Here is a 21,464-nt window from a genome sequence, read left to right as displayed (position 1 = left end):
AACATTATTTATTTAAATAATGCATATAAGGTTTTTTCGTTTTCGCTTAAAGATTCTTCATCTTTTTCATTGAATAAAACTTTAGTTACATTTATAATTGCGTCATACTCATTTGAAGTTTTGTTTTTCAAGATATTAACTCAGTTTTTAAATAGATAAGCACTAAAAACTTGTCTTGCAATTTTACTTTTAGCAACATCTTCTTTAAAAAGTAATAAAATTTCTTTTTCTAATTTAGCAATTGATTCATTTTTTAAGAAAGAACCATCTTTCTTTGGATTAATTAATTCTTTTTGAACATTGTATTCATAATCAATTTCTTTTGTTTGTAAAAGGTCGTAAATTAACGTTTGAAATCCTGAATTATCAAATCCTTCTCCGTTAAAAAAGTATTGAAACTCTGAAGCAAACTCGTTTAAATCACGATTCTTTAATTCATTATATGTAATCATAAAAATATAGTCCATTTTCTTGTTTTTTAATGAATTAATTAAAGATAATGTATCCAAATTAGTTTTAACTTTTAAATTGTTTTTCTTAATTTGAAACAAAATAGTATTTCTGAAAGCATCAATCTCGTTTTGCATTGCACTAATTGGAAATTGTTTCTTTCCCTCATCTAAAAGATAAACTGCTTTTAAAGGGTCTTCGTATCTAATTTTGCTAATTTCGTCTATAAATGTATTAAATTCTTTTTCTAATAAATTACTCATAAATAGAATTTTACATTATTAAAAATATTAATCTTAATAATTCTTTATTTAATCTTTATTTAAATTTATAAATAATTTATAATTTATATTAGATTATTTTTTTATAAACAACATTAAACACAATTAAGGAGAGAATAATGTCTAAAATTAAAAAAATCTATGCTTATGAAGTTTTAGATAGTAGAGGTAATCCAACTGTTAAAGTTGAATTAACAACTAAGAAAGCATTTGCGGAGGCCTTAGTTCCTTCTGGAGCCTCAACAGGTTCAAAAGAAGCACTTGAATTAAGAGATAAAAACACTAAATACGAAAATAATTGATTTGGTGGCAAAGGAGTTCAAACTGCTTGTGATCATATTAATAATGAAATATCAAAACTATTAGTTGGTATTGATGTAAAAAAACAAGAAATCATTGATAACTTAATGATTCAGGCAGACGGAACTGAAACTAAATCAAAATTTGGTGCAAATGCGATTTTAGCAGTTTCTTTAGCATGCGCAAAAGCAGCTGCAATCGAAAACAAAAAACCATTATACGAATATTTAGCTTCTCTAAAAAATATTGACAATAATGTTTTTAGTTTACCTGTTCCGATGTTAAATGTAATTAATGGTGGAGAACACGCTTCAAATACTATTGATTTCCAAGAATTTATGATTATGCCAATTGGTGCTAAAACATTTAAAGAATCACTACAAATGGCAAACAAAGTTTTTCACACATTAGCTAAATTATTAAAGAAAGCAGGGCACGGAACTCAAGTCGGAGATGAAGGTGGTTTTGCTCCAAATCTACATACTCACGAGGAAGCTTTAGATTTTCTAGTAAATGCTATAAAAGAGGCTGGATTTAATCCTGCAACAAGCGGAGAGAAAGCTATTGGTATTTGTTTAGATGCTGCTTGTTCAGAGTTATATAACAATGAAACAAAAACTTACATTTTTAAAAAGTTTAAGAAAGCTTTATTAGAAAAAAGATCAGGTTTTGAAGCTTATGCTAAAAATAAATATGAATTTAGTTCTGAAGAATTAGTAGAATACTTTGGTCATTTAATTGAAAATTATCCTATTATTTCAATCGAAGACTCACACCATGAAGATGATTGAGATGGGTTTGTTTTAATGAGAAAGAAATTTGGCAAAAAGGTTCAATTAGTTGGTGATGATTTAATTGTAACAAACCCTAAATATATTCAAATGGCTATTGATAAAAAAGCAATTAATGCTTCATTAATTAAAATTAACCAAATTGGTTCATTAACAGAAACAATTAAAGCTATTCAAATGTCGCAACAAGCCAATTTAGTTCCAGTTATATCACATCGTTCAGGAGAAACTGAAGATACATTTATTGCTGATTTAGCAGTTGCCTTTAGTACTAATGAAATTAAAACTGGTTCAATGTCAAGAACAGATAGAATTGCTAAATATAATAGATTATTAAAAATCGAAGATGAACTAAAAGAAAAAGGTATATATTTAGGTTCAAAAGCTTTTTCAAACTTAAAATAATAATATAAAAACTCGGATTTTCCCGAGTTCCTAAATTGAAAATTCAAGTGCAACACATTTAAAGTAAAATTTAGATGTGGAACTTGAATTTTTTATATTAATTAAAAAAAAGAAAAAAGTTCCATTGGAACGGAGGGAACTCATATGAATTATACAATAAAAAAATATAACCATTTAACAGATTCTGAAAGAATAATTATTGAAAATTACTTAAAGTTAAATTATTCTCTTCGTATGATTTCAAGATTAATTAAACGAAGTGTATCAACCTTAAGTAGGGAAATAAAAAGGAATACAAATGAATTTGGAGTTTATGAATTTAAATATGCTAGTTTAAAAACAAAAGAAAGATTTAGACATAAGTATTATTTTAAATTTGTCGATAACAAAAAATTCAAAAATTTTTCTAAGGCTTTTTTACAAAAATATGACAAAAAGTTTTTTGGCATAAAGTCAACATATAATTATATAAAAACTAAAACAAAGCACTGTTGCCCTTCTTTGAGAACAGTGTTTAATTGAATAAATACTAATAATTGAGTTATAAAAAAGTATCAAAAATTAAGACTATATTATAAAAAAGGTGGTAAAAGAACTGCATCTGTAATAAATCGGCTTGTAAAATCAGCTGATTATGTTTTTCCAATATGAACCCGACCTAAATCTATAGATTTAAGACTTGAGTTTGGACACTGAGAAGCAGATTTGGTTTTAGGAAAAAGAGCAAATGGATATAATAATGTTTTAACTTTAACCGAAAGAAAAACAAGAATTGGGTTTGCAAGAATAATACAAAGCAAATCACCACATACAATTAATTCAGAACTAAAAAAGATTATAAAAGATAATAAATTACAAGTAAAAACAATAACAATAGACAACGGTATTGAATTTGAAAAAATAGGTATTTTAGCTAGATGAATGAATATAAAAATTTATAGAGCTGAGCCTTATGCATCTTTTCAAAGAGGATCAAATGAACATTGAAATGGAATTTTAAGAAGGGAATTTAAAAAAGGATTTAACTTTAATACTATAACGCAAGAAAAATTAGATTCGGTTGTTAACCAAATAAATAATATGACACGCGAAATACTAAATTGGAAAACACCGCTACAAATGTATTTAGAAAATACTAAATAATGATCATTATCAACAAATATCAGTAAAACAAAAATTTTTTATTTTCATTTGCAAAAATGAACTTTTTTTATTTATTTTTTTTGATTAAATAATTTAAAAAAATAAAAAATGTATAATAAAAAAAGCCCAAGGCATTTGTGTTGCACTTGAACTTTCTCTTTGGGAACTCGGATTTTCCCGAGTTTTTAATTAGTCGATTTTAACTTTAACAGATGCACCCATTGATGTTGAAACTACAATGTTTAAAACATATGTACCTTTAACTGTTTGAGGTTTTAATCTCTTAACTGTTTGGATTAAAGTTTCAGCATTTTGAACTAATAATTCAGTAGCCATTGATTTTTTACCAACTGAAGCATGGATAATTCCACCTTTATCAGCACGGTAATTAGCCTTACCTTTTTTAAGTTCTTCAACTGCTTTCGCAGGGTTTGTTGTAACTGTTCCAGTTTTTGGGTTAGGCATTAAACCTTTAGGTCCAAGTTTTTTACCATATTTACCTAAAACTAACATCATTTTAGGATCCGCAACGATAACATCAAAGTTATATTTATCTTGATTTAATACTTCAGGTAATTCAGAAGATGCATAAACAAAGTCTGCACCAGCATCTAAAGCAGCCTTTTGTGCTGAAACTTCATCGGTAGCAACTAAAACTCTAACGCTTTTACCTGTACCGTTTGGTAACACAACAGCTCCACGTAATTGTTGGTCTGATTTTCTAGTATCTAGGTTTAATTTGATAGCAATATCTAAAGATTCATCAAATTTTGCAAATGACGCTTTTTTTGCTAATTCAATAGCATCCGCTAATGAATAAACATCTTTTTTGTTAACTAATGTTTTTAAAACTTTAGCATTTTTTGTAACTCTTTTAGCCATTAGTTAGCACTTCCTTTTATTCATTCTTCGTAGCCATCAATTGTAATACCCATATTTTTTGCTGTACCAGCAACTTGACGCATTGCAGCTTCAACTATGTTAGCGTTCATATCTGGCATTTTGTATTCAGCAATTTCTTTTAATTGTTCTAATGAAATTGAACCAACTTTTTCTTTATTTGGAACTCCACTACCTTTTTTAGCTTTTGAAGCTTGAACTAATTTGAATGAAGTAGGTGAAGTAAATAATTTAAAATCAAATGATTTATCTTTGTATACGGTAATTAATACAGGAACTGGTTCAGCTCCTCTTTCTCTTGTTTGGTCATTAAATGCTTTTGTAAATTCAGGCATGTTAATACCAACACCAGCTAATGCAGGACCTGGTTTTGCTTGGCCGGCCATAAACTGTAATTTGGCTTTCTTTTGTATTTCTTTTGCCATTTTATAAAATCCTTTCGATAATTGTGGTTCTAACGAATTTATTGAAAATTCTTCCACTTTTTAGGCAATTTAACATTGCAATTGGAATTATACCAGAATAAGTTATTTTTTATAAAAATAAACAAATAAAAAAGATAAAAATAACAAAGTAGTTAAGTTTATCTTTTATCCTCTTTTTTTCTTCTTATTTTAAGCCTTAAAAACTAGTAGCTGCTGATTTTATTTCATCAATTTTAGCATCAACAATTTGCTCTGGTGTATATGTATTAAATGGTGCCACTTTTGTTCCATCTATTAATATTGTTTTTGTAACCTTAGCACCTAAAAAATTTCATACTCCTTCTAAATAAGACACATGACTTGCTCATAAATATCACCCATAAGGCGCACCTTGCGACGCAATAATTTGCACTTTTAAATGATCTAAAAGGCCAATTGAACTACCCTTTTTAGCATATTTATAAGAAAATGTTTTGTTAGCAACAGCAATACGGTCTATAAATGTTTTTAATACAGTTGGAACATTAAAATTGATCATTGGTGATGCAATAATTAATTTATCTGTATTTTTTAATATTTCAATATACTTATCGGATAATTCTTCATTAAAAAAAGAACTAAAATTATTAGAATTCATTCCTGATAATGACATTTCTAATTGATTTAAATCAAATTCTGTAATTTCATCTTCATTATTATTTTTTTTATATTCTTCAACAAATTTTTTTGTAACAGCATATGTAGCTGATTTTTCTTTTGTTATCGGAGAAGAATATAATACTAAAACCTTAGACATAATAAATCCTCCTAGATTATTAATATGTATTATCAATAATATATTATATATTATTAGATTGCTTTATTATTAATAATAAAAATTAAAATTTAAAATAAAAAAACTTGGAATTTACCAAGTCTTTTTAATATGGTGCGGATGAAGGGAATCGGACCCTCGTATTCAGATTGGCAACCTGATGTTCTACCATTGAACTACATCCGCAATAATGGTGCAAGTGATGGGAATCGAACCCACGTAGTTAGCTTGGAAGGCTAAAGTTCTACCATTAAACTACACTCGCAAATAGCGATATATATTATAAACCAAAAAAATACAATTTTTTAAAAATTAAAAAATATTTTATTTAAAATTTAAAACATTAGCGTTCCAGTTATTCCTGCTTTTGTAAAAATATATATTTCAATAATTAATCAACTGTTTTTATATAGAAAATTATATGCTAAAAAAACAGCTTTGTAAAAGCTTAAGTGTTTCTAAATTATATATTTTGATCTTCAAACATTTTCGAGGCGAAAGTTTGAATTTTTAAGTCTTTATAATTACTATTTAAAGAATTAATTTCGCTTTGCATTTTTAAAACAAATTCATCAATTAAAGCATATTTTCTATTAATAAAAATTAATAAAAAATAAAGCACTTTAAATTGTGCTTTAGATTTTAAATTATAAAGTTTAAATTATTATAAAAAGATTTTATTGTAAAAAAAGAATAAAAAAAATGGCGATCGTGGCAGGATTCGAACCTGCGACCACATGCTTAGAAGGCACGTACTCTATCCCCTGAGCTACACGACCGTTGCATATAATATTTTAGCACAAAATTTTTTTCGCGATCAATTTTATAAATATTTTTATTTAGAATTTTTTTATTTTTTATAATAATAAAAAATGTAAAATTTTTAAAGATAATAATCTAAAACGAAAGAAAAAAATATGAGAAAAAAATTTTTATTTTTAGCAAGTTCTTTATTAACTATTACACCATTAACAACAATTTCTTGTTTTAATTTTTTAAATAATGGAACTGATTTAGAAAAGCCAAATGTGGATCAACTTATTAAAAGTAATTTTAAAGTTAAAAAAACGGGATTTAAAAATCTAGCTAACTTAGACTATTTTATAAAATCAGATAATATTAATCTATATTTTAAAGATGGTGAAAATGCTCAACCATATGTAGATGTAGAAGAAATAATTAAAGACCTTGATGGCTTTTTTAATAATAGTTTAATAAAAAAGAGTAATGATAATAATAAATTAGTGCTATTTAATAAAAATCACAAAATGGAAATTGATGCCGAGAGTGATAACATTTTTGTTTCCAGTGGAAATTTCTTTAATCTTGTTAAATCAACAAGTTCTACTAATTATTCACGACATTTACTATTTTCCGGCTTTAAGATAGAAAATAAATATGAAATAAATCCATCTATTAGTTTTAATTTAAAAAAATATAATATTGATATTATCAGAAAAAATGAAAGAACTTATATTCCATTTAGTATTTTTAATACTTTATTCTGCAGTCAAAACTATTACAACTTATATTACAATGGAAGTAAGGTTTTTGGGCAATATTTTTCATTTAGCGAAGGTGATGACAATGCTAATCAATATCGTCAAGGAAAATTCAATAACTATAATGAAACCGAAAAAGATCGTAAATATAATTTGGATAATTTACTATTTAATTTAGATTATTTTTATGGATTAAAAAACTATAAGAATATTAACTCTTTTGAAAATTATGTCGATTCTTTAAAACATGAATTATTAAGCACTAATTCAGAAATATATAACAAAGCCTATGCGAAATTATTTTTTAGTAAAATAAATGAATTGCATACTAATTTTAATTTCTTAAATGCATTTAGCAACGCTTCTAAAAATGTTAGAGATTATGCTGTTGGCAATTATGGGTCTGAACGATTACAACATTACCAAATAAGTCAAAAATTAAAGAATCAAAGAATAGATTTAGAACAAAAAATTTATCAAGATAAATATATAGTTAAAGATAATTTTGCTTACATAATATTAAATAGTTTTCGAACTGCTTCAGATCAAGATGTGAATAATGGCCATTATTTAAATGATTCTTTTGAGTTTATGAAGAATACACTTGAAAAAATTAGTAAAAATAAGAAAATTAAGAATGTTGTTATTGATATTTCTCAAAATGGTGGAGGAAATATTGGCGCTATGTATCGTGTTTTAGGACTTTTAACTAACAATGATATAGTATCCCATAGCCACGAAATGCAAAGCAATGCAAAAACAACTGAAAATTATAAAATTGATGCCAATAAAGATGGAAATTATAATGATAATGATGCATTTGATAATTTTAACTATTATATATTAACAAGTAAAAACACATTTAGTGCCGCCAACTCTTTTTCAGCGATAGTAAAAGAAATGAATATTGGTAAAATAATTGGACAAAAAAGTGGAGGCGGAACATCATCAGTTTTACCTTTGGTGTTAAATGATGGTACTTCAATTTTAATCAGTTCCCCTTCAACAACATGATATAAGTTTGATGAAAAAGAAATTAATTCAGAATATGGTGTTAAACCTGATATTTTAATTAATTATGATGATTTTTATAATTTAGATTATTTAGCTAAAAACGTTATTGGAAAATAAAAATCCCAAAATTAAAACCTTAAAGGTACTAATTTGGGGTTTTTATAATTTAATTTTTTTAATTTCTTTTGCTATTTCTATTGACACATATTTACTTAATTCTTCAATATTGGCACTAATAATATTTTGGTAGGTGGCAAATTTTTCTAATAATTTTTCTTCGGTTTTTGGCCCTAATCCTTTTATATTTGTTAATAAACTCTCAAAAAGTTTTTTATTATGTCTTTTGTTATATGCTCTCTTTGCTTCCTTATCAATTTCAAATTGGATATTAGTTAAATAATTAATTGTATTTGAATTATTAATAATAATTTCAATATTTTTTTCATTAATTAATTTATCAAACAAGTGCTTATCATTTTTAATTAATCCAAATATAGGTAAATTAACATTTAATTTCTTTAAAGCTTGGTGCGCTGCAGAAATTTGAATAAAACTGCCATCAACAAAAATTAAATTAACTTCATTAGCTAGATTTGGATCGCTAAAGAACTTAGAAACATTTTGCAACATATAATTAAAGTCAGAATTATTGCTTTTATTTTTATTTAAAATAAAATTTCGGTTATATTTTTTTACTTTGATTCCATTATGGAAAACCATTGCCCGGCCAACAATTTCTTTTGTTTTAGCCTGAAATGAATTATCAAAAATAACAAACTTATTTGGATCAACTTCTAAAATATTTTTAAGGTCGTTAATTGCTAATTCAATATTAATATTATTATTAATTTTCTTAATCTTATTTGTAATATCATTTTTGGCATTTTGGGTAGCTAAACTTAATAACTTTTGAAAATTTAAACTATTATTCTTATTTATTTTATTTTTAATTTCATTTGTAAATATCAAATCCTTATATTGATCTTCAATAACAATAATTTCAGGGATTTCAGCTTTTTTGTAATAGTCTTCTATAAAATTTAAAATAAATTCATCTTTATAATTTGATAGTTCAAATTGAAAATCTTTTTTATTAATAAGACTTGAAAAGCGATAGTAAAGAATTGAAATAAATATCTTATCTTCTTGAATAAAAATTCCGAAAACATCAATCGATTTTTTTGTTTTTAGTTCGATATTCTGTGTCAAATTCTTGTTTTCAATTAATTCTAAGATTTCTTTTAATTCAGAGGCACGTTCAAAATCATAATTATTTGCTGCAAAATGAATTTTTTCAATAAGCTGAGATTTAAAATCTTTATTAAAGTTTAATATTTCCTTAGCTTTTTCAAAAGCTAAGTCTATTTCCAAAGGACTCATTTTTTTAAGAATAAAACCATCTTTTGTTTTTAATAAATGGGTTAAATACTTACTTAAAAGTTTATACTTTTTACTTTGTATTATTGGGCCATAATATAAACAGTTTTTCTCTTTCTTATATTTATTTCTTAATTCAATTTTTAAATCATTAGGTTTTTTATAAATGCAAATATAAGGAAAATTTGCCTGTGTAGGCAAAATTACATTATATTTGGGATTATATTTTTTTATACATTTTCTTTCAAAAATGCAAGCTTCATCTTCTGTATTAAAAACTGTAGTTTCAAAAGAAAAAATTTTTTCCAACATTGCAGGTGTCTTAAAGGAGTTTTGCATTTTAGGATCAAAATATTGTGACATACGTGATCTTAAATTTTTGGCTTTTCCTACGTAAATAATATTTCCGTCTTTATCTTTTCAAAAATAAACACCCGGGTTTGTTGAAATATTTTTTATAAGTTTTTTATCGATCATAAATTATTTAATGTTATCTTCAAGCGCTTTTAATATAATATCTAATCTTCTAAAAGGATCAATATCAAAGTCTTTCATAGTAATTTCATATGCTTTGTCTTCAAAAATACCAAATTTAGGTTCATCTATTTGAAAATCTCTTTTTAAATTGATATATTTGACTGGTTTTTTATTGTTTAAAAATTCAATATCAAAATTGTAAAGCGGTTTAAATTCACGGTTTATTTTAGCATTTTCCATTTTGTCTTCCATAGCGTGATAGTAAAAAATACTGTTTAAAGTGCTTTTTCTTCCAAATGAAATTAAAAGTGCATATTTTTTTTCATTTAGTTTAACTGCTAAAATAGCATAAGGTTCTACTAAATAATTTTTATTAACCTTATCATCTAAAACTAAAGCTAAATATGGGTGTGTTAAATGAATTATTTTTTCAAATTCATCATCATTTACTTCGTATAAAATAGCATTATCCACTAATGGAAATAGTTCTGTTTGTTTTTCAATTTCAATAAATGATTGTAGGTTTAATTCATTTTCATTAGGTGATTTTGAAAATCCCATTTCTTCTGTTGCTAAATAATATTTACCATATTCTAGTTTTGTGTAAACATAAACATTTTCAACAATTTCATTTGTATCAGTAGCAATAACATTGGCTTGAAATCTTTGATATTGTGGAAACATTTCTCATCTATCAATCATAAATAACTCTTCTTTAGTGATTTCAAAAAGTGTTCCTTTAACTTGATGTGCAATATCTTTCTTTAATAAAAAGTATTTTGTTTCATCAACACATTTAGCATAGCCATTTAAAATTGCGGGTCTTCTAACGCAATTTGGTGATAATAAATTTTTGTAAAATAACTCATCTTGAATAGTTCCATATGAAAATAAATATACTTTTTCTTCTTTTTCCATTATTTTCTCCTTAAAATAAAATAGTAATAATTAATATTGTTATATAAAATTATATTTAATATTTTCTTTTTTTAAATCTTAAAACTAAAAATAATAAAATTTATAAACAATAATTTATTTATTTTATTTAAAGTTATATAATAAATAGGATTTAAAATAAACTAAATAAAGTTTTAAAAAATAAGTGCGCCATTTTTGGTGCACTTTTTAATTTAAATCAAGGTCATATATTGCTTTTTCTAGATTAATAACTATTATTGTATGAATAAAATAATAAATATCAGAGTCTTTATGTAAAAAAGTTTCATTTGCTAATTTTAGTTTTGAAATAAAATTGTCATATAAGGCTATATTTGCGTTGACATCATCCTTAATATTTTGCTGTTCTAACAAGTATTTTAATTCTTCTTCAGTAACATAAGGGTCTGAAAAAACATAAAATGGTAAATATAAATTATCTCTATAATCAAAAACAATTAAAGTACCTTTTTCACCTTGTTTATGAATAATTTCCAATAAATTTTTCAATTGTTTTAATTTGAAATCATTTAAATTAGGTAAAGAGTTTATTTGTTTATTTAAGATACTTTCCTTGTTAAATTCTTTATAAAAAAGTTTGTAAGAACAAATAAAGTATGTGTTTTCCTCAAAGTAAAAATTATTCTCTTGATTATCGTTTTTCAAATACGTTTTTAAATCAATTGCATTATAAAAAAAATTATTTGAAACTTTTTTATAAATAACAAAATCACCTAAATCCAAAATAGGAAAAATATCATATTGATCTTGGTTTTTAATAGGACTTAACAGTTTTGTACAAATCATTATAAAACTTCCTTAAATAAAAACCACAAGACACTGCACTTCTCGATATGGCTGCTATATTTCTATCCTGACCAGTTTACAAGGTTGCTGTTCTCATGGCTTAATAATTATACTATATTTTACTAATAAAAATATATAAAAAAGTTTAAGCAATTATATTTGACCTAAACTTATTTAATATTTATAATATTATTTTTTAAAAATCTCCACCATCAGCAAAGTCACTAAACTGTTACTAGATCAATTGTTGCTTTGTCATCTTCAACTTTTTTATCTTGTTTAGCTTTCTTCTAAAGCTTGTTCAATTTCAGATTTTTTACTTTCATAAAATTCTTTTGTTATAGTTTCTTTGCTTGCAGAATCAACTTGGGCTTTTACTTCATTAATTTTAGTTTCTAAAGTTTGTTTTATTGTTTGATATTTGTTATCACTTGAAAGACCATTTGTTGCATATGTTCTTGCTTCGCTAACTTTTTCATCCTACTTAGTTTTTGCTGCTTGTCTTTCTGCTTCTTTTGCTACTGCAATTTCTTGGTCTTTTCTTTCTTTTTGTTGTTTTGTTCTATTAATTAATGAACTTATTTGTGATGATCTTGAACCATAATTTTCTTTTGTTGGTTGAAGTTATTCTTCAACTGATGCTTTAATAAGAGCTAATTCTCTTTCTAATTCGGCATGAGTTTCTTCGTATTGTGATTAACCACTTAAATCAATGTCAAGTTGTGCTGCTACAGCTACTTTAGCATTATAGTTTTGTTTGGCTTGTGCTAATTCTTCTTCTTTTCTCATTTAATTTTGCGAATTCTTGAGATTTTTTAGTTTCTAATTCATTTTTTAATTCTTGATATTTAGATTCACTAGCAATTTCTGAAATAAAAGAATTAAGTTCACCTATTTTTTTCTCATAATTTTTTTGCATATTTATTTTATTAATCTAATTTTTATATATTAATAATTTTTTAACACTCAATTTTTTAAGAGTATATAAAAAGTTCAATAAATTAACTTAAATTAAGGTATAAAAAAAATGTGCGCGAGGCACATTTTGTTTATTACCGTCTGTTGTAGTACTCAACGATTAATGATTCATCAATTTCTTTAGCAAATTCATTTCTTTCTGGTAATCTTGTATATGTTACTTTATTGTTTTCGCGTGTTAATCAAGCAGCTGTTGTCATAACTTCTAATGCGTCTTTAACGTTTGCATTATTTTCTAAAGAAGCTTTAATTTCAATAACTGAACCTGGTTTAATAATCATTGAAGGTATATTTGCTTTATGACCATCAACGATTACGTGGTTATGGTTAACAAATTGTCTTGCTTGTGCTCTTGTGCGTGCAAAACCTGCTCTAAATACTAAGTTATCTAATCTTGATTCAACTAATTGTAATAAGTTTGTACCAGTAACGCCATCTTTTTTAGCAGCAACATTAAATAAGTTTTTGAATTGTCTTTCATTTAGACCATACATAAATCTTACTTTTTGTTTTTCATACATATGTAATTGATAATCTGATGGTTTTGATCTTTTAGCACCATGTTGTCCTGGAGTTGTTGTTCTTTTCTTACCTTTTGTAAATTCTTTATTATTTTCTAAAAGTGATGTACCATATCTTCTTGATTTTTTAAAAATTGATCCTAAGAATCTTGACATATTTTTTCCTTTCAATATGCAAAGACAATTAATAATTCTTAATTTATATTTTTTTCTCTAATGATTTCGGCTTACAGCTTACTTACTTTCAAATTTAAAGCAAAGAAAAAACATTTAAATAATATTATTATGCTGTGTCAATGCTTAACAATTATAACTTATTTTAAAAAATAAGTATAATTATTTTTCTGAATTTATTTTTTTAAATTCGATTAATGGATTGTTATATTTCAAGGTGAATTTTGTCATAAAACGGTTTATTTTTTTAGCAACATTACCTTTTGTTTTTCTATTTTCTTGAATCACAAAAATCAATTGTTTATATTTAAAATTATATTTAATAGCCATTCATTCTCTTGGTTCAAAATTAAATTTAGCTACATACTTTTCATCAATGTTTTTAAAGTTTTCTTTAACATTTTCGATCGAACTTATTTTAATTTGAGCAATTGAAGTTTGCATATAAAGTTTTGTTTCAAAATTAATTAAATTCTCTTCAGCACAATCGAATGAAAAATAATTAATCAAAAGTTCATGACTTTTATCCAAATTTCTTTTACAAATATCTTCATATTTCATTTCTTGTGTTTCATAATAATTTAACATATCAATTAAAATATTTAAAAACATAAAACCATCATATTTAATATTCTTATTATTGTCTAAATAAATTTGATAATCCTCATCAAAAAATAAAAGATTAGATTTTGGGTATTTTTTTGAATCAAAATTCCAACTAAAATTTAAGTTTATTTTGTACCTTGAAGCAATATTAATAATATTTTCTTTTTTTGTAAGATGAGAACAAACGACGTTTTTTATTTCACTAAATTGATTATTAGTACTTTCGTAATTATTTATAAATGATAAATAGTTTGATACTAAATCTGTCATATCCACTAATTCATAGTAAAAGAAATATTTTTTATTTTTATTTCTTTTGTATAAATAAACTTTTTGATAATCGTAAGAAAATTTAAATATATATTCGATATTTTTTAAAAGTGAATAATTTAAAAGTGAATATTTAAGAAACTGTGGCTTATCCGTTTTAAAACTATTTTTTAAAATTGTGTAAGCAATATCATTTTTACCTAAAATCTTTTTTACAAAACTATTTTGTAGAGGAGAATTAATCACTCCTATTTTCAATAAATGATTCGCGTTGTTAGTAAAGTTTTTATTTAATAAAAAGTCAGTATATTTTTTTAAAATTTTTTGAAAATCAAGATTAGGATTTAAATTATTTTTATCTTTTATAATATCAATTGGTATGTTTTGATACTCTTTTAAAAATAACTTTACTAATTCAAAATTTAAAGGTTCAACATTTTTATTAAAGAAAGAAATTGCAAAATTATTTTTTTCATCGTACTTATGAACATAAATAATTATCGTAAAAGCTTCGGTTATACTGTTTGTAAATGCTAAAAAAGCTTTGCTAACTGGTTCATTTTTTTCATATGAATAAGTTAATATTTGTTCTTGATTTATTAAATTCAATAATTCTTTTTCAAAATATGAAAGATATTTATGACTTCCATCATTAGCAATTAAAATTTTAATAGGGCTTTTTGAATTATTAAGCAATACTTTATTAATTGAAAATGCTAATAATTTAATTGTAACTTCATTAAAGTTATTAAAACCTTCTTTTATTTGTCCGATAACGCTATTATTTCTTAAGTTAAACAAAGAGTTATTTTTGTTACTTATGTTATCTAGAAAATTTGCAAATAATTTAACTTTCATTTTATTGCCTTTACTTTATTAATTCTTCTAGTTTAACTAGAAAATCATTTACCGTTTGATCTAATGAAGCATTTTCTTTTGCTTTTGTTAATAAATAATTAGACACTAATATTTTAATATTTTCTCTTAATTTTGCACTTCTATCATCGACTAAATCGGTAAGGGGGACTAAATTATCATCGAATATGTTTTCCAAAAGTAATTGATTAGCTATGTTAGCTTCAAAAATTTTATTATTTTCTTTAACAAAATTTTCTGTTGGAAATACATAACTTAAAGCAAAGCTAAGATATTCAATTGGAGTTAAAATTGTTTTTTTATTATTAACAACTCATTCTAATTTATTTTCTGAATTATATAATCAATTTAAAAACAATTGAATTACTTCGTTTTTTTCTTTGATATCTGATTTAATTGCTGAAACAAATAAACCTTGCATAAAAAATGAGCCTTTTTCTTGTGTCTTATTTCTTCTAAGTGGGACATTTTTTATTAATAAATCATTTTTATTTTCAAGAAAATATTTGTAATTAAATTCATAAGCTCTTGAGGTTATGAAAGTAAATAATTGATTTTTGCTATTTTTAATATTAAGATTTTTATTTGCTTCAATATACAAGATATTATTTTTAAGTTTATTATAAAAAGAAGAAATCTCATTTTTAAATTCAATGTTTTCTTTTGAATCTTTCTTAAAAATATTGTCATAATTTATTTTTTGATTTTCATCATATTTTAAGAAAAAATTAGAAAAATTAGAATCAGATTTTTTAAAAAGATTTTCAAATAAATAATTTTCAATATGCTTAATGAATAAAATATCTAACTGTTTTTTATCAATCATTGATTTATTTAAAAGTTCGATAAAATAATTAAAATTATCGTCATAATTTAAAATATCTTCATCTAATTTTAAATTTCAAGCCTTTAATTGTTCTTTGTTAAATAAAATAATTTCGTTATTTTTATTTAAATTTGCATATTTTAAAATTAAATTAGCAAAAAATGGAGAATTTTTTAAATTGGAAATATATTTGTTATTAATATTTTCTTTCTTATTAAATTCATAAAGAGAATACAATACATAGGATAGTAACTTTTTATTTACAATGAAAATCTCTGAACTAATTCCAATTGGTAAACTATAAATTTTATTTTTATTATTAAAACCTAAACGGTTATTAAAATCTAAAATTTTTTCTTTAATTTTTGATTTCTTAGCAATCTCTGTTAAATCAAATAAACGATTATTATTATGAATCAAAGGAACAATTGAAGGATAAGAAATAACAAGCGAAGGTGTTCTACTATCTTTAATATTCATTTCTAAATTAACTTTATAGTTTATTTTCTTCTTATCAAAAACATTACGGATATTAATTTTATTATTTAAATATTTATTATCTAAGCTTCTATTAAATTTATCTACAAGAGTAGAAATAGCGTTAAAAGCTTTTTTTTCATGCGATTGAACAAATGGAATTATTAAGTTTACTTTTTCTATTTCTCTAGTTTCACAAGAAATACAAAAAGCCATAGTTAATGGCGATATAACTGAACTTAGTAAACCTAAAAAAACTTTTTTATTCATATTATTTTACGATCCGTGAAGAAATTGTTTTAGCAACAATTGTTCCGTCATTTGTTGCGGTAGTAATTTGTCTAATATCTTTTGCAATTACATCCCCAATAGCAAAGATATTTTTTTCTTTTGTTTCCATGTTTTTATCAACAATAATAAAACCACGTTCATTTAATAAACTTTTATCTGAAACAAATGAAGTTGCCGCTTTAAATCCAATGTAAGGAAAAACTCCTTTTATATTCATTTCTTTGATTTCACCATCAACATTAGCAACAATACTTTCAACTTTATCATCACCATTTAATTTTAAAATTTGTGAATTATAATGAATAAATATATTGCTATGCTTTTTTGCATCATTAATTATACGCGCTTCTGCTTTTACTTCGTCTCTAACAAAAATATGAACTTCAGAGGCAGTTGAAGCTAAATAGGAAGACTCTTCAAAGGCTGAATTTCCCCCACCAATTATTGCACAAGGTTGATTTTTAAATAATGCTCCATCGCAAATAGCGCAATAAGAAACACCTTTACCATTAAATTTTTCGATATTTTCAACACTTGTTGGCACTAAGTTAACCATTCCTGTTGCAATAACTATTGCGCTAGCGTAGTATTTATTTCCATTTTGTAAAGTAACTACTTTTTCAGTTTCACTTATACTTTCAATATCAGAAACCATACCGAAAATTTGTTTAGCACCATTATTTTTGGCTTGATTCAACATATTGATTGAAAGTTCAAAACCACTAATAAAATTAAAACCAGGGTAATTTTCAATTTTTGATTGTTGCACCATTTTACCACCAGGCGCATATCCTTCTATAAAAGCCACATTATAATCATTTCTAGCTAAATATAAAGCTGCGGTTAGTCCTGCAGGACCAGCACCAATAATTAAAACATCAAATCTATTATCCATAAAACCTCTCCTTAAAAAATTAAACATTAGCTTAAGCTAACGTTAATTTCTTTATTTAAATCATTTTGTTTAATAAAATTTTTTCTGAATAAACCTTTATTATTCTTTGGTTCATAAACGATAAAGTAGAAAAATTTATGTGTTCATTCTTTTTGATATTTGCATACTTTATAAACATTGTAATTTAGTTTTAAAGTAAATTCAAATAGAATAACTAAAATTGTTCCAACAATAATATATAGGGCAGAAATTACTTTATAAATTGTATAACTGTCTTGACGTAAAGGTTCCATTCCAAAACGTAATATTCCATAGAAAACAATGTATAAAGCTCCTGTTGTTCCAGGTCTTAATCAGTTTCAATTATTTAAAATTCAAACTAATAAAATATAAGCAAATAAGTTAGCAATTGATTCATATAAGAATAATGGTAAACGATAATGACCATTAATAAACATATGTTCTCTAATTAATTGTGGAAGCATCTTGAATGCGAATGAAGATTCAGACATAATTTGTCCATAAACCTCATGGTTTGCAAAGTTACCTCAACGACCAATTGCTTGACCTATAAATACGGCTGGTAAAATAATTGAAAACGCCTTTTTCAAGTCAATTTTCTTTGGGTTTTTTGAAAATACAATATACATAATACAACAAATTGTTGAAGTAATAACACCACCGTGAATTGATAGACCACCTTCTCAGATATAAAACATTTTGTATCAAGGCCCATTAGCTCACCCTTTGTGTTCGATTAATTGTTGAATAACAAAAACAAATCTAGCACCAATAATAGCAGTAGGTAAAGCAATAAATATTAAAATTGCTAATTGTTCAAAAGAATATTTTTCTCTTTTTCAAAAGTAAAAAACAGTTAAAATAGATGCAATCATTCCTAACATCATTGTTAGTGAATAAATGTGAAATGGTCCGATTTGTAAACTGATTCCTGCATAATCCTTCATATTTTCTCCTTTCTTTTTCGTTTATTTAATATGTAAATTATAATTAAAAATAATTTATTATTAAATTATATTTTAATTTTTGCTTATTAAGATAATTTTAATATTTTCTTTAAATATTGCCCCGTATATGAGTTAGTTATTTGTGCAACTTGTTCCGGAGTTCCAGAAGCAATAATATTCCCTCCATTTTTACCGCCGTCTGGTCCAAGATCTATAATGTAATCTGCGCATTTAATTACATCTAAATTATGTTCGATAACAATTAATGTATCACCATTATCAACAATTCGGTTTAGAACATTCAGTAAATTCTGAACATCATATGAATGCAATCCAGTTGTAGGTTCATCTAAAATATACAATGATTTTCCTGTAGGTTTTTTTTGTAAGTATGTTGCTAATTTAACACGCTGTGCTTCACCACCAGATAATGTTGTGGCATTTTGACCTAATTTTATATATCCTAACCCAACATCTAATAAAGTTTGCAATTGGTCTCTAATTTTTCCATTCTGAATAAAAAATGCATAAGCTTGTTCAACAGTCATATTTAAAATATCATTTATTGATTTACCACGATATTTAACTTCCAATGTTTCATAATTGTATCTTTGCCCATCGCAATGATCGCATGTAACATAGACATCTGGTAAAAAGTGCATTTCTATTTTTATTACCCCATCACCATCACATTTATCACATCTTCCCCCAGGAACATTAAATGAAAATCTTGATTTGGTAAAACCTCTAATTCTTGCTTCTTCAACATTGGCAAATATATCTCTTATATCGTCAAATACACCTGTATAAGTTGCTGGGTTAGAACGTGGTGTTCGACCGATTGCGCTTTGGTCTATTTTTATTAATTTATCAATATATAAATAGCCAGTAATCTTTTTATTATTATTGTCAGAATAACTTTTATTTTTTAAAAGCAAATCAAGTTCATTGATTAGTTCTTCGTTAATTAACGAAGATTTTCCGGATCCAGAAACACCTGTTACAGCAATAAATTTTCCTAATGGAAATTTAGCAGAAATATTTTTTAGATTATTTGCCTTAGCATTTTTAATTGTTAATACTTTACCATTACCTGAACGACGACTATTTGGAACTTTAATTTCTAATTTATTTGATAAATATTGTCCAGTAATACTTTCTTTTGCGTTGATAATTTCATCAATATTACCGCTAGCAACAATTTCGCCACCGTGTTCACCAGCTTTAGGACCAATATCCACAATAAAATCGGCTTGTCTTATTGTATCCTCATCATGTTCAACAACAATTAATGAGTTACCTAAATCAACCATTTTTCGTAATGAATTCAACAACTTTTCGTTGTCTTTTTGATGTAGACCAATTGAAGGTTCGTCTAAAACATATAAAACTCCAGTTAGATTTGCTCCTATTTGTGTTGCCAATCTAATTCGTTGTGCTTCACCACCCGATAATGTTTCAGATTTTCTATTTAAGGTCAAATATTGCAAACCAACGTTAATCAAGAAATCGATACGATGATTTATTTCAATTAGAATTAAGTTTGTTATTTCTTTTTCAATATCACTTAAATGAATTGTTTTTAGAAATTCTTTTAATTCTTCAATTGATTTATTACAGATTTCATATATATCTAAATTATTAATTTTAGTTGCCAAAGCATATTTATTCAATCTTTTTCCCTTACATAAATCACAAGGACTATCTGATAAATAACGTGAATAATACATTCTTATTTCATTAGAAGTAGTATCTAGATATTTTCTCTCGATTTTGTCACAAACACCTTCAATTTGACGAGATTTTTCATATTTAATCCCGTTTTCCGATGTAACAGTAAAAGCAATCTCCTCGGTTGAACCATATTTTAAAATTTCAATTTGTTCTTTAGTTAAATCATTTATTGGTCAAGTTTTATCAATATTGTAATAAGAAAGTAATTTGTCAAACTCTTGTCATTCTAAGTTTTTTGAATTAACTAAATTTTTAAAGAGCAAAATTGCACCTTGGTTAATAGATAATGTTTTATCCGGACAAATTAAATCTCATGAAGCTTTTTGTAAAAGCCCTAAACCCTTACATTTTTCACACATCCCATTTGGTGAGTTAAATGAAAAAATTCTAGGTTCAATTTTAGGCATATCAAAATCACCAAATTTACAACTGTGAGTTGTTGAATAAGTATTTGTTTCACCACCAATAACTTCAATTGTCACAAGACCTTTTGAATATTGCAAGGCAATTTCTATTGCTTCTGCTATTCTTGATTTTGTTTGAGCATCTTTAGTTAAAGTAAAGCGATCGATAATTAAATCAATATTCCATTTTTTATTTTTATCTAAAACTGGATTTTTTGCTAATTCTAAAATTTCTCCGTTTGCTTTCACACGTAAAAAGCCTTCTTTTTTTAATCTAGCTAGTGTTGTGGCGAATGAACCCTTTTGATTATTAACGACAGGCGATAAGATAAAAATTTTTGAATCTTCCTTTTGATTCAAAATATGATTGATGATATCTAAACTTTTTTGTGCGGTAATTTCATTTTTATGATTTGGACAAAAAGGTTTTCCAATACGTGCATATAATAATCTTAAATAATCATAAATTTCAGTAACAGTTCCTACAATACTTCTCGGGTTATTATGAACGGTTTTTTGTTCAATTGATATTGCAGGACTCAATCCTTCAATACTATCAACATCTGGTTTTTTTGTTCCTCCTAAAAACTGTTTAGCATAATTAGATAAACTATCAACATATCTTCTTCTACCTTCTTCATATATTGTATTAAAAGCTAAAGAACTTTTCCCTGACCCCGATAAACCTGTAAAAACTACAAATTTATTTCTGGGAATTTCTAAATTTATGTTTTTTAAATTATTTTCTCTTGCATTCTTTATTATTATTTTATCTTTCATATTAAATATAATTATATTTAAATAAAAAATTAGAAAATAAAA

The 21,464-nt window shown here is 25.0% G+C and carries 19 protein-coding genes, 3 tRNA genes and 1 other RNA gene; 4 read left to right on the top strand and 19 right to left on the bottom strand.

The annotated features are described in order from the left end of the window. Positions 1 to 8: 8 nt before the first annotated feature. Positions 9 to 713: a hypothetical protein gene (locus EXC38_RS00680; protein WP_109247027.1), complete on the bottom strand. Its 705-nt coding sequence runs from the start codon at positions 711 to 713 to the stop codon at positions 9 to 11. Between the two features lie 137 nt (positions 714 to 850). Between EXC38_RS00680 and eno the strand changes: the two genes are divergently transcribed. Both eno and EXC38_RS00670 read left to right on the top strand, forming a co-directional pair. Continuing rightward, the gene (gene eno, locus EXC38_RS00675; protein WP_129694467.1) at positions 851 to 2,227 is read left to right on the top strand and encodes a phosphopyruvate hydratase; all 1,377 of its coding nucleotides are present in this window, start codon (positions 851 to 853) and stop codon (positions 2,225 to 2,227) included. Between the two features lie 144 nt (positions 2,228 to 2,371). Beyond that, positions 2,372 to 3,370: an IS30 family transposase gene (locus tag EXC38_RS00670; RefSeq protein WP_129694466.1), complete on the top strand. Its 999-nt coding sequence runs from the start codon at positions 2,372 to 2,374 to the stop codon at positions 3,368 to 3,370. Between the two features lie 189 nt (positions 3,371 to 3,559). Here EXC38_RS00670 and rplA read toward each other — a convergent pair whose 3' ends face one another. From rplA to EXC38_RS00640, 7 genes are all read right to left on the bottom strand, one after another. Then, positions 3,560 to 4,252 carry a 50S ribosomal protein L1 gene (gene rplA / locus EXC38_RS00665; protein WP_129694465.1) on the bottom strand — a complete coding sequence of 231 codons (693 nt, stop codon included), beginning with the start codon at positions 4,250 to 4,252 and terminating at the stop codon, positions 3,560 to 3,562. Then, complete coding sequence (rplK, locus tag EXC38_RS00660; protein WP_129694464.1) at positions 4,252 to 4,695, bottom strand: 50S ribosomal protein L11; 444 nt, start codon at positions 4,693 to 4,695, stop codon at positions 4,252 to 4,254. The genes rplA and rplK overlap by 1 nt, the downstream gene beginning before the upstream one ends. Before the next feature lie 196 nt (positions 4,696 to 4,891). Then, positions 4,892 to 5,491 (bottom strand): FMN-dependent NADH-azoreductase, encoded by a 600-nt coding sequence (locus EXC38_RS00655; RefSeq protein WP_129694463.1) that lies wholly within the window; start codon positions 5,489 to 5,491, stop codon positions 4,892 to 4,894. A 130-nt stretch (positions 5,492 to 5,621) separates the two neighbouring features. Continuing rightward, a tRNA-Gly gene (locus EXC38_RS00650) sits at positions 5,622 to 5,695 on the bottom strand. Positions 5,696 to 5,700: 5 nt separating this feature from the next. Continuing rightward, positions 5,701 to 5,774, bottom strand: a tRNA-Gly gene (locus tag EXC38_RS00645). Between the two features lie 198 nt (positions 5,775 to 5,972). Beyond that, positions 5,973 to 6,131: a hypothetical protein gene (locus tag EXC38_RS03465; RefSeq protein WP_165056844.1), complete on the bottom strand. Its 159-nt coding sequence runs from the start codon at positions 6,129 to 6,131 to the stop codon at positions 5,973 to 5,975. A gap of 81 nt (positions 6,132 to 6,212) precedes the next feature. Further along, positions 6,213 to 6,288: transfer RNA gene (locus tag EXC38_RS00640), tRNA-Arg, on the bottom strand. Between the two features lie 138 nt (positions 6,289 to 6,426). Here EXC38_RS00640 and EXC38_RS00635 point away from each other — a divergent pair. Beyond that, positions 6,427 to 8,142, top strand: a complete 1,716-nt coding sequence (locus tag EXC38_RS00635) for a S41 family peptidase (RefSeq protein ID WP_129694462.1) — start codon at positions 6,427 to 6,429, stop codon at positions 8,140 to 8,142. 42 nt (positions 8,143 to 8,184) lie between these two features. Here the strand turns inward: EXC38_RS00635 and EXC38_RS00630 are convergent, their stop codons facing one another. From EXC38_RS00630 to ffs, 4 genes are all read right to left on the bottom strand, one after another. Further along, entirely contained in the window at positions 8,185 to 9,879 is a 1,695-nt protein-coding gene (locus EXC38_RS00630; protein ID WP_129694461.1) for a GIY-YIG nuclease family protein, read from the bottom strand. A gap of 3 nt (positions 9,880 to 9,882) precedes the next feature. After that, on the bottom strand, positions 9,883 to 10,797 hold the full coding sequence (locus EXC38_RS00625) for a gamma-glutamylcyclotransferase family protein (RefSeq protein ID WP_129694460.1): 915 nt from the start codon (positions 10,795 to 10,797) through the stop codon (positions 9,883 to 9,885). A gap of 207 nt (positions 10,798 to 11,004) precedes the next feature. Continuing rightward, positions 11,005 to 11,622 carry a hypothetical protein gene (locus tag EXC38_RS00620; protein WP_129694459.1) on the bottom strand — a complete coding sequence of 206 codons (618 nt, stop codon included), beginning with the start codon at positions 11,620 to 11,622 and terminating at the stop codon, positions 11,005 to 11,007. Positions 11,623 to 11,636: 14 nt separating this feature from the next. Beyond that, an RNA gene (ffs, locus tag EXC38_RS00615) (signal recognition particle sRNA small type) lies at positions 11,637 to 11,727 on the bottom strand. A gap of 244 nt (positions 11,728 to 11,971) precedes the next feature. Here ffs and EXC38_RS00610 point away from each other — a divergent pair. Continuing rightward, positions 11,972 to 12,226, top strand: coding sequence for a hypothetical protein (locus tag EXC38_RS00610; protein WP_129694458.1), 255 nt, complete (start codon positions 11,972 to 11,974; stop codon positions 12,224 to 12,226). Positions 12,227 to 12,367: 141 nt separating this feature from the next. Here the strand turns inward: EXC38_RS00610 and EXC38_RS03460 are convergent, their stop codons facing one another. The 7 genes from EXC38_RS03460 to uvrA form a co-directional block, all read right to left on the bottom strand. Further along, on the bottom strand, positions 12,368 to 12,541 hold the full coding sequence (locus EXC38_RS03460; protein WP_165056843.1) for a hypothetical protein: 174 nt from the start codon (positions 12,539 to 12,541) through the stop codon (positions 12,368 to 12,370). A 133-nt stretch (positions 12,542 to 12,674) separates the two neighbouring features. After that, the gene (gene rpsD, locus EXC38_RS00605; protein ID WP_129694457.1) at positions 12,675 to 13,277 is read right to left on the bottom strand and encodes a 30S ribosomal protein S4; all 603 of its coding nucleotides are present in this window, start codon (positions 13,275 to 13,277) and stop codon (positions 12,675 to 12,677) included. 180 nt (positions 13,278 to 13,457) lie between these two features. Next, on the bottom strand, positions 13,458 to 15,029 hold the full coding sequence (locus tag EXC38_RS00600; RefSeq protein ID WP_129694456.1) for a hypothetical protein: 1,572 nt from the start codon (positions 15,027 to 15,029) through the stop codon (positions 13,458 to 13,460). Positions 15,030 to 15,039: 10 nt separating this feature from the next. Beyond that, on the bottom strand, positions 15,040 to 16,620 hold the full coding sequence (locus EXC38_RS00595; protein WP_129694455.1) for an extracellular solute-binding protein: 1,581 nt from the start codon (positions 16,618 to 16,620) through the stop codon (positions 15,040 to 15,042). Position 16,621: 1 nt separating this feature from the next. After that, positions 16,622 to 17,536: an NAD(P)/FAD-dependent oxidoreductase gene (locus EXC38_RS00590; protein WP_129694454.1), complete on the bottom strand. Its 915-nt coding sequence runs from the start codon at positions 17,534 to 17,536 to the stop codon at positions 16,622 to 16,624. 26 nt (positions 17,537 to 17,562) lie between these two features. After that, positions 17,563 to 18,504, bottom strand: a complete 942-nt coding sequence (lgt, locus tag EXC38_RS00585; RefSeq protein WP_129694453.1) for a prolipoprotein diacylglyceryl transferase — start codon at positions 18,502 to 18,504, stop codon at positions 17,563 to 17,565. Positions 18,505 to 18,590: 86 nt separating this feature from the next. Next, positions 18,591 to 21,422, bottom strand: coding sequence for an excinuclease ABC subunit UvrA (gene uvrA, locus EXC38_RS00580; protein ID WP_129694452.1), 2,832 nt, complete (start codon positions 21,420 to 21,422; stop codon positions 18,591 to 18,593). Between the last annotated feature and the right edge of the window lie 42 nt (positions 21,423 to 21,464).

Source organism: Mycoplasmopsis arginini, assembly GCF_900660725.1.
In the GTDB taxonomy this organism is placed as follows: domain Bacteria; phylum Bacillota_I; class Bacilli_A; order Mycoplasmatales; family Metamycoplasmataceae; genus Metamycoplasma; species Metamycoplasma arginini.
The sequence above is the reverse complement of the archived record's forward strand: the minus strand, read 5'-3'. Positions and strand labels throughout refer to the sequence as shown.